The following is a 9,874-nucleotide window of genomic DNA, read 5'->3' as shown; positions in this document are numbered from 1 at the left end:
GGGTATAACCCATCAGGTGGTGCGCAATCGTCAAGGCGAACGGGTAGTCGGTGCGTATCACATCCAGCATGTGAACGGATATCACCATCGGTTGAAAGAGTGGATGGAGCGGTTCCATGGCGTGGCGACGCACTACCTGAAGAACTACCTGGGTTGGCGCCGGATGTTGGAGCGTTACGGAAAAGGCGTAAATATCAAAGCATGTTTGCATGAGGCGCTGGGGCGCCCCATGCAACACGTAATTGGGACATAGCCTTTTTTTTGCCTAAACGCCTCTTTCCCGGCGGTTTGCACTGATTGCTGCATCAAGCACAATTCTCTTGTGCAATTACCCCTCTTTTTCACAACAAGATGGCGGCATAAAGTGGCCTCACGTCCACCATGAGGAACTCAAGATGAGCCACGATCACCTGTTCTGCCCGCTGCGCCTCGGCCAGCTGCACCTTGCCAACCGCATCGTCATGCCCCCCATGACCCGCTCCCGTGCCAGTCAGCCGGGTGATGTGGCCAACGCCATGATGGCGAGCTACTACGCCCAGCGCGCCGAGGCGGGCCTGATCATCAGCGAAGGCACCCAAATCGACCCCATGGGCAAGGGCTACGCCTGGACGCCGGGCATCTACAGCGCAGAGCAGATCGCTGGCTGGAAACTGGTGACCGATGCCGTGCACGCCAAGGGGGGCACCATCTTCGCCCAGCTCTGGCACGTGGGCCGGGTCACCCATCCGGACAACATCGGCGGCGCCCAGCCCATCTCCGCTTCAGCCCTGCCCGCAGTGGGCGTCAAGGTGTTCGTCGATAACGGCAGCGATGCGCCGGGCTTTGTCGAGACAGTCACCCCGCGCGCCATGACCCAGGCTGATATCGATGCGGTAGTGGGACAGTTCCGTCAAGCGGCCCGCAACGCCATCAGCGCCGGTTTTGACGGTATCGAGCTGCACGCCGCCAACGGATACCTCATCAACCAGTTCCTCGACTCCGAATCCAACGCCCGCACCGACAGTTATGGCGGATCGCTGGAAAACCGGCTGCGCTTTCTCAAAGAGGTGACAGAAGCGGTTAGTAGCGAAATCGGGGCCGAACGTGTCGGGGTGCGTCTTGCGCCGCTCACCACCCTCAACGGCACCGTGGATGCCAATCCGCAGGAGACCTATCTGGCGGCCGCTCGTCTGCTGGGCCAGCTCAACGTGGTCTACCTGCACATTGCCGAAGCGGACTGGGACGATGCCCCCCTGATGCCGGAGAACTTCAAGCTGGGTCTGCGGGATGCCTTCCCCAACACCCTGATCTACGCCGGTAAATATGATGGTGATCGCGCACGCGCCGCCCTCGAAGCGGGCTGGGCCGACATGATTGGCTTTGGTCGCCCCTTCGTTGCCAACCCGGATCTGCCGAACCGGCTGCGCCACGGCTATCCGCTGGCCCCACACGATCCGGCCACCCTGTTTGGCGGCGGCGAAAAAGGGCTGACAGACTACCCCGTCTATCAGGCCGAGGACGCAGCAGCCAGCCGCTGATTGCCAATGGCCAACCGGCCACGTAAAGCAGGCCCCACAGGTTGGGGCCCGCCGTATTGTTGCGCATTAGCAACAGTGATATGACTGACCGAATCACTGTTGCAATGACCTCGTTGTTCTCTCCCCTCGCTTTCACAAGGAGTCATCATGAATCACACCCAAGCCTGGTGCTGGCATGCCCCCGGTGAACCGACCCAGCTTACCCTCGCCGATCTGCCCCTGGCACCGCTCGCCCCTGACGAGGTACTGGTGGCCAACCGGGTCATCGCCTTCAATCCGGTGGACTGGAAGCTGATCGAATATGGCCACTCCAACTGGCAGGATGGTCAGGTGCCCGGCGTCGATGGCATGGGCACTATCGTGGCCCTCGGCGCCAACGTCAGCCATCTGCGCCTCGGTGCCCGGGTCGCCTATCACACCGACCTGCGCCATCACGGCAGCTTTGCCCGCCACACCCGGGTACCAGCCCGCGCCCTGCTGCCGGTGCCCGATGCCCTAAGTGACGAGGCGGCCGCTGCCCTGCCCTGTCCCGGCCTCACCGCGTGGCAGGCGCTGGCCAAGTTGCCGCGCCTGCACGGGGAAGCGCTGCTCATCACAGGTGCTGGCAGCAGCGTCGGCCGTTTTGCGGTGCAGCTCGCCCTCCAGCAAGGAGCGCGGGTCTTTGCCAGCGCCAGTCCACGCCACCATCACTGGCTCAAACAGATCGGTGTGCAGGGGGTGGCCGATTATCGGGATCCCGACTGGCTGGCCACCTTGCAGACTGCCAACGGCAACGAGCCGTTCGAGGGGATCATCGATCTGGTCTCCAGCCAACAGGCAGAGAGCCTGCTGCCCGCCCTTGGCTACTACGGTCACATGGTGACTGTGCTCGGGTGCATCCCGCACAATCCGCTGCCCGCCTTTGCCCATTGCCATTCGTTGCACGAGATTGCGCTGGGCGCCCAGCACGCCTTTGGCACCGACAAGCAGTGGAGCCGACTGGTGGCCGCCGGTGTCGCCATGATGGCGCAGATGGCGAGCGGCGAACTGACCCTGCCGCCGCTGGTGGTGGGCGACTTTGAGGCACTGCCTACCCTGCTCGAGCGCTTCAAGCGCGAAGGACAGGGCGAGAAGTTTCTGGTGCGAGTGGCGTAATACAGCCCTCCTCCTGCAACCACACCAGCCATTGAAATAAGAGAGGCCCGCCAGTGATGACGGGCCTCTCTTTATATCTAGTGCATCTCATCTCGACTTCATTGGCGCCTGACTCAATACAGGATCACCCCGTGAGTTGCGGCATAACTGCGGATCTCCCGGGTCAGCCGCGCCTTGTCGGCCAGAGAGAGCCAGCTCGCCTCAACGGCATTGAGCGACAAGCGACAGAGCTGACTCATGGTCGCGCCGAGGCCATCGGCCAGCGCCACAAAGTTGGCATTCATATAGCCGCCAAAGTAGGCGGGATCGTCCGAGTTGATGGTGACGCAGAGCCCCTGCTCCAACAGCCGCAACACATTGTGCTGGGCCATATTGCCGAACACCTTGAGCCGGGTGTTGGAGAGGGGACAGACGGTGAGCGGCAGCCGGGTATCGGCCAGATAGCGCAGCAGCTCGGGATCGTCTGCCGAGCGCACCCCGTGATCGATGCGGCATACCTTCAGCTCGTTGATCGCCTGCCAGATGTAGTCGGCAGGGCCCTCTTCACCTGCGTGGGCCACCACCGGCAGCCCCAGCTCGCGGCATTTGGCAAAGACCCGGGCAAACTTGGTCGGCGGATTGCCCTTCTCCCCGGAGTCGAGGCCGATGCCGTGAATCCGTGACAGGAAGGGCTCCGCCTCCTCCAACGTAGCGAACGCCTCCTCTTCGCTCAGGTGGCGCAAAAAGCTCATGATAAGGCGCCAGCTGATGCCAAACTCCTTCTCCCCGCTCTGCAACGCCCGCTCGATACCGCCCAGCACGGTAGCAAAGGGGATACCGCGGGCAGTGTGGGTCTGCGGGTCGAAGAAGATCTCCACATGCACCACCTTGTCGGCGGCGCAACGCTCAAGATAGGCCCAGGTGAGGTCGAAGAAGTCCTGCTCGGTCACCAGCACGCTGGCGCCGCGATAGTAGAGATCGAGAAAGGATTGCAGGCAGTCAAAGTCATAGGCGGCGCGCACGCTGGCCACATCGGGCCAGGGCAGTGGCACATTATTGCGGCGGCCCAGCTCAAACATCAGCTCGGGTTCGAGGCTGCCCTCGATATGCAGGTGCAGCTCCAGTTTCGGCAGTCCGGCGATAAATTGCGCGGTGCTGAGGTGTTCGGGTGTGACTGGCTTGGAAATCGGGGTGTCCATAGCGACGGCTCCATCAGCAAAGTGATCCGGCGTCAGCCCCTCCACCAGACTGACCCGACGGCAGCTTTATTGTGCACCGAAGTGGCGAGACAGGGGAGACTTGTCATCAAACAGACTTATAATGGCGTCACAAAAATCATAAATGATTGAACATCTTAACGATTGGCGGCTCGCCTGCGCCCTGACAAGGAGTTTTCATGAAGAAGAACGTCATCTGCGATATCGACGGTGTCATCCTGCACAACAACGATCTCATCCCCGGTGCCGACCGTTTCGTCCATCGCCTGCTGGAGCAGGGCAGCAAGCTCTTGTTCCTCACCAACTACCCGGCCCAGACCCAGAAAGATCTGCAAAACCGCTTCCGTTCCGCCGGGATCGAAGTGCCGGAGGAGTGCTTCTACACCTCCGCCATGGGCACCGCCGACTTCCTCAAGCGTCAGGATGGCAAGAAGGCCTATGTGATCGGTGAAGGGGCGCTGACCCACGAGCTCTACAAGGCCGGCTTTACCATCACCGACATAGACCCGGACTTCGTGGTGGTGGGCGAGACCCGCAACTACAACTGGACCATGATGCAACAGGGGGCCAAGTTCGTCGATCAGGGGGCCCGCTTTATCGCCACCAACCCCGACACCCACGGCCCCATGATGCACCCGGCCTGCGGCGCCCTGTGCGCCCCCATCGAGCGGATGACCGGCAAGAAGCCGTTTTATGTCGGCAAACCGAGCGCCTGGATCATCCGTGCGGCGCTCAACCGGATGGAGGCCCACTCCGACGACACCATCATCATCGGCGACAACCTGCGCACCGACATTCTGGCGGGCTTTCAGGCCGGTCTCGAGACGGTGCTGGTGCTCTCCGGGGTGAGCAAGGTCGCCGATATCGACCGCATGCCGTTTCGCCCGAACCATATTTTCGACTCCGTGGTCGACATCGATATCGTCTAATCACCACCCAAGCGTTAAACAGGGCAGGTCTCTCCTGCCCTTGCAGGATCTGTTATGGAACCCATTCTGATCGCCGTGGCCTTTGGCTGCGGCATGGTAGTCAATCTGATTGGCCTGCCCCCCCTGCTAGGCTTTCTGGCCGCCGGTTTTATCCTCAACGGCATGGGATATCAAAATACTCCCGCCCTGAGCGAGGTGGCCGATCTCGGCGTCACCCTGCTGCTGTTCACCATCGGTCTCAAGCTCAATATCAAGACCCTGATGCGGCGCGATGTGTGGGGCACCACCAGCCTGCACCTGCTGCTCTCCACCCTGCTCTTTACCGTGGTACTGCTGGTCTGCAAGGGGCTGGGGCTCGAGCTTGCCCTCTCGCTGGACTGGAAGCTGGCGCTGCTGCTGGGTTTTGCCCTCTCCTTCTCCAGCACCGTCTTCGCAGTCAAGGTATTGGAAGATCGCAGCGACATGAATGCCCTCTACGCCCGCATCGCCATCGGGGTGCTGGTGATGCAGGATGTGTTCGCCGTGGCGTTTCTGGCCTTCTCCAGCGGCAAGTGGCCCAGCATCTGGGCGCTCTGGGTGCTGGGATTACCGCTGCTGCGCCCGCTGCTGTTCAAGCTCTTGGAGCGGGCCGGTCACGGCGAGCTGCAGGTGCTGTTCGGAGTCTTTCTGGCGCTGGTGGTCGGGGCCGCCGGTTTTGAAGTAGTCGGCCTCAAGCCGGATCTGGGCGCCCTCATCATCGGCATGATGCTCGCCTCCCACCCAGCTGCGGCGGGGCTGGCCAAGGCGCTCTTCAACCTCAAAGACCTCTTTCTGGTCTGCTTCTTTCTCACCATCGGCCTCAACGGCCTGCCGACCCACGACACCATGCTGCTGGCACTGGCGCTGGTGCTGGCCCTGCCGCTCAAAAGTGTCCTCTACTATCTGGTCTACAGCGGCGCTCACCTGAGGGTGCGCACCGCCCTGCTCTCGACCCTGGCGCTCACCAACTTCTCGGAGTTTGGCCTGATCGTCGCGGCCATCGCCGCCAAGGCGGGCTGGCTCTCCCACGAGTGGCTGGTGGCGGTCTCGCTGGCGCTGGCGGCGAGCTTTATGATCTCCGCCCCGCTCAATGCCCAGAGCGAGCGCATTTATCACCGCATCGGACACTGGCTGCGGGGATTGCAGGCAAGCAACCTCCATCCGGAAGACAGACCCATCGAATTGGGCGATGCGGAGGTGATCATCCTCGGTATGGGGCGGATCGGTCAGGGGGCCTACTTCGAGCTGGAGAACAAATACGGCAACGTCATCCTCGGAGTGGAGAACGACAGCGAGAAGCTGCCCACCCTGCGCGCCCAGGGGATGAACGTCATCGAGGGGGATGCCACCGATACCGACTTCTGGGACAAGGTGCTGCTCTCCAATCAGGTCAATCTGGTGCTGCTGGCGATGCCCCACCACTCGGGGAATCTCTACGCCATCGAGAAGCTGCGCAGCCACGGCTTTGCCGGCAAGATAGCCGCTATCGTCCGCTTCGAGGATGATATCGCCTCCTTGCAAGAGCAGGGGGTGGATGCGGTGTTCAACGTCTACAACGAAGCGGGCAGCGGCTTTGCCCGTCATGTGATCCGCCGCTTGCAGCCGCTTTGAGTCGTCGGGCTGCGGCTCTTGGCAAGGGAATGCGCATCGTTTAAGTTATGCACAACCTCGTTTAATAAAACGAACAAACGCGGGGCCGGGATGGCCCCGCTTTCCTATCTGCCGAAGCCAAGGAGGCACCATGAAGACCCTCAACGACTGGATTTTGCTCGATCGCCACGAGGCGGCCCCTACCCCGCTGATGCCCGCCCCCGAGCGCATTAAAGCAGGCTATCCGAGTCAGACGGTGTGGAACCACTACTCCGATCCCAGCCAGCAGTTTCACGTGGGCTTCTGGGCTTGCGAGCCGGGCCGCTGGGCCATCCACTACACCGAGCACGAGTATTGCCAGCTGCTGGAGGGGGATGTGGTGATCCACGACAGTCAGGGCGGCCAGCTGGCCCTCAAACCCGGCGATCAATTCGTCATTCCCGCCGGCTTTGTCGGCGAGTGGGAGACCCTCACCCCCTGTCGCAAGGTCTATGTGATCTTCGAACCCGCCTCGGCTTGACGTTCACGTCACCCTGCCCCGTTGCAACAATCCTTATCCTGTTGATCTGCTTGACGCTTACGGCATGATTTTCTGCGGTTTTCCCGCTTGCAAAAGGTTTTTCCGCTAGGCATTGTGTCTGACGAGGAATGTAAATGGAATTTCGAGCCCAAACGTGGGGGGCTCATATAAAAATCAAGAGGATTACCGCCAATGTGTTCAATTTTCGGCATTCTGGATATCAAGTCCGATGCAGTAGCCCTGCGCAAATCGGCGCTGGAGATGTCCAAGCGACTGCGTCACCGCGGGCCTGACTGGTCCGGCGTCTATAGCTCAGACAAAGCCATTCTGGTGCACGAGCGTCTGGCCATCGTCGACCCGGGCAATGGCGCCCAGCCGCTCTACAACCCCGAGCGCACCCATGTGCTGGCGGTCAACGGCGAGATCTACAACCACAAAGAGCTGGAGAAAACCCTCAAGGTCGACTTCCAGTTCCAGACCAAATCTGACTGTGAAGTGCTGCTGGCTCTTTACAAAGAGAAGGGCCCGGCGTTTCTCGACGATCTCAACGGCATCTTTGCCTTCATCCTTTATGACGCCGAACAGGATGCCTACCTGATTGGTCGCGACCACATGGGGATCATCCCCCTCTATACCGGCCGCGACGAGCACGGCAACTTCTATGTCGCCTCCGAGATGAAGGCGCTGGTGCCGGTCTGCAAGAGCGTCGAAACCTTCCCGCCGGGACACTATCTGTGGAGCAAGGATGGCGAGCTCAAACAGTGGTACAAACGCGACTGGATGGAATACAGCTCGGTCGAGCACAACGTCAGCGACAAGGCCGAGCTGAAAGCCGCGCTGGAAGCAGCGGTCAAACGCCAGCTGATGTGCGACGTGCCTTATGGCGTGCTGCTCTCCGGCGGACTGGACTCCTCCGTCATCTCCGCCATCACCAAGCTCTATGCGGCGCGCCGCATCGAGGACGATGGCAAGAGCGAAGCCTGGTGGCCGCAATTGCACTCCTTCGCCGTCGGTCTGGAAGGGTCTCCGGATCTCGCCGCCGCCCGCAAGGTGGCTGATCACCTCGGCACCATCCATCACCAGATCCACTTCACCGTGCAGGAGGGTCTGGATGCCCTGCGCGACGTCATCTATCACCTCGAGACCTATGACGTCACCACTATCCGCGCCTCCACGCCCATGTATCTGATGGCCCGTTACATCAAGGCGATGGGTATCAAGATGGTGCTCTCCGGCGAAGGCTCCGACGAGCTGTTCGGTGGCTATCTCTACTTCCACAAGGCGCCCAACGCCCGCGAGTTCCACGAAGAGAACGTGCGCAAGCTCGCCTCTTTGCACCTCTATGACTGCCTGCGCGCCAACAAATCGATGGCCGCCTGGGGGGTGGAGGGTCGCGTGCCCTTCCTCGACAAGGAGTTCATGGACGTGGCGATGCGTTTGCAACCTGCCGACAAGATGTGCGGCAAGGGCAAGATCGAGAAGCACATCCTGCGCGAAGCGTTCGAAGATCTGCTGCCCCACGAAGTGGCATGGCGTCAGAAGGAGCAGTTCTCAGACGGAGTGGGTTATTCATGGATCGACAGCCTGAAGGCGATGGTCGAGACCGAAGTGACGGATCAAATGTTCGAAGCGGCGGCATTCCGCTTCCCCATCAACACCCCGCTCACCAAGGAGGCCTACTTCTACCGCGCCATCTTCGACGAGCACTTCCCGCTGGAAGCCGCCGCCCGCACCGTGCCCTACGGCAAGTCGGTCGCCTGCTCCACTCCTACCGCGCTGGAGTGGGATGCCAAGTTCAAAGAGATGGCCGACCCGTCAGGCCGCGCTGTGATGGACGTGCACCAGCAGGGCTACTAAGCCAGAGCGGGGCGACCCCAGCGGCTAACGCCAGATAGCAAAAAGCCCTTCACCATGGTGAAGGGCTTTTTCATCTCCCCGCGGTCACGCACGCCAAATCACATCAGACCATCGCAGATAGTTGATTTTTCATAAATATTTAATTTTTTTACCGAGTGACAATGCATTGACAGGAAGCGCGTCGATTGACTATGCCTGAAGGGTGATCAACAGGATCACCAGGATGACAACAAGGATCGGGAGGGGGCATGGACGCTAACACTCTATCAAGGATCGGCCTGCTGACAGCACTGCTCGTCAGTCCGGCTACGATGGCCAATGACAATATCGTGGTACTGCAGCTTGGCAAAGCCTTCAGCAATGAAAAGCTCGACATCAACATCGCCGACGCCAAGTTCCATCACATGTTCTGGCGCTGGGGAGACTCAGGCTGTCAATTTGGGCTGGGGGTACGTGCCGGAACGCTCAAGGTAGAAGATGAAGAGACCGCCAGACTGGGGGGCGGCGCCCGTATCGAATGCCAATGGGGTAACTGGGTGACCTGGCTCCCCGGCGAAATGGTCTGGCTCGATCAGTACCAATTTGGGTCTCGCGGCCACGGCTACAAGGATTACGGCGGCCCCTTCCAGTTCGCCCTGGGTATCGGCCTCGGTTACGCCATCACCAAAAATTGGCTGATCGGCTATCAGTATGAGCACATGTCCAACGCATATATGTATGACAAGAACCCGGGGCTGGACAGCCATACCCTCCATATCGAGTACCGGTTCTGATTACAGGCTTATGCCTTGGTCTGTAGACTACGCAACGGAATACAGGTGTGCATGGTCCATAACGACCAGACGATAACATCGTTCACCAACGGCGATGCTACCCAGAAGAAGAATATCGACGTGCAGCTAGGGAAGGTGCGAATAAGCGGGGAAATTCTTCTCGGCTGACGCAGTCATTTCATTTCTTCATGTTTGAGCCGATTTTTTCTCCCGTAAATGCCTTGAATCAGCCTATTTAGACCGTTTCTTCGCCATTTAAGGCGTTATTCCCAGTTTTTAGTGAGATCTCTCCCACTGACGTATCATTTGGTCCGCCCGAAACAGGTTGGCCAGCGTGAAT

General features: G+C 60.2%; 8 protein-coding genes and 1 pseudogene. 8 read left to right on the top strand and 1 reads right to left on the bottom strand.

Annotated elements, in window-relative coordinates; genetic code table 11:
- The 3 genes and pseudogenes from AB5Y90_RS12780 to AB5Y90_RS12770 all read left to right on the top strand — a co-directional run.
- Positions 1-253: pseudogene (locus AB5Y90_RS12780) on the top strand (IS1595 family transposase); the annotation flags it as partial.
- Positions 254-395: 142 nt separating this feature from the next.
- Positions 396-1,517 carry an alkene reductase gene (locus AB5Y90_RS12775; RefSeq protein WP_307895087.1) on the top strand — a complete coding sequence of 374 codons (1,122 nt, stop codon included), beginning with the start codon at positions 396-398 and terminating at the stop codon, positions 1,515-1,517.
- A gap of 147 nt (positions 1,518-1,664) precedes the next feature.
- Entirely contained in the window at positions 1,665-2,651 is a 987-nt protein-coding gene (locus tag AB5Y90_RS12770; protein ID WP_368166931.1) for a zinc-binding dehydrogenase, read from the top strand.
- A 113-nt stretch (positions 2,652-2,764) separates the two neighbouring features.
- On the opposite strand, the gene AB5Y90_RS12765 is transcribed toward AB5Y90_RS12770, so the two are convergent.
- Positions 2,765-3,829 carry an adenosine deaminase gene (locus AB5Y90_RS12765; protein WP_307895090.1) on the bottom strand — a complete coding sequence of 355 codons (1,065 nt, stop codon included), beginning with the start codon at positions 3,827-3,829 and terminating at the stop codon, positions 2,765-2,767.
- Between the two features lie 197 nt (positions 3,830-4,026).
- Here AB5Y90_RS12765 and AB5Y90_RS12760 point away from each other — a divergent pair, with 197 nt between their 5' ends.
- From AB5Y90_RS12760 to AB5Y90_RS12740, 5 genes are all read left to right on the top strand, one after another.
- The gene (locus tag AB5Y90_RS12760) at positions 4,027-4,776 is read left to right on the top strand and encodes an HAD-IIA family hydrolase (protein ID WP_005337281.1); all 750 of its coding nucleotides are present in this window, start codon (positions 4,027-4,029) and stop codon (positions 4,774-4,776) included.
- A 54-nt stretch (positions 4,777-4,830) separates the two neighbouring features.
- The gene (locus tag AB5Y90_RS12755; RefSeq protein ID WP_307895091.1) at positions 4,831-6,405 is read left to right on the top strand and encodes a cation:proton antiporter family protein; all 1,575 of its coding nucleotides are present in this window, start codon (positions 4,831-4,833) and stop codon (positions 6,403-6,405) included.
- Positions 6,406-6,535: 130 nt separating this feature from the next.
- Positions 6,536-6,904, top strand: a complete 369-nt coding sequence (locus AB5Y90_RS12750) for a cupin domain-containing protein (RefSeq protein ID WP_307895092.1) — start codon at positions 6,536-6,538, stop codon at positions 6,902-6,904.
- Positions 6,905-7,096: 192 nt separating this feature from the next.
- Complete coding sequence (gene asnB / locus AB5Y90_RS12745; RefSeq protein WP_307895093.1) at positions 7,097-8,761, top strand: asparagine synthase B; 1,665 nt, start codon at positions 7,097-7,099, stop codon at positions 8,759-8,761.
- Between the two features lie 248 nt (positions 8,762-9,009).
- Positions 9,010-9,534, top strand: a complete 525-nt coding sequence (locus AB5Y90_RS12740) for an acyloxyacyl hydrolase (protein WP_368166929.1) — start codon at positions 9,010-9,012, stop codon at positions 9,532-9,534.
- Positions 9,535-9,874: the final 340 nt, after the last annotated feature.

This window comes from Aeromonas sp. R4-1 (assembly GCF_040908325.1).
GTDB lineage: Bacteria > Pseudomonadota > Gammaproteobacteria > Enterobacterales > Aeromonadaceae > Aeromonas > Aeromonas veronii.
The sequence above is the reverse complement of the archived record's forward strand: the minus strand, read 5'-3'. Positions and strand labels throughout refer to the sequence as shown.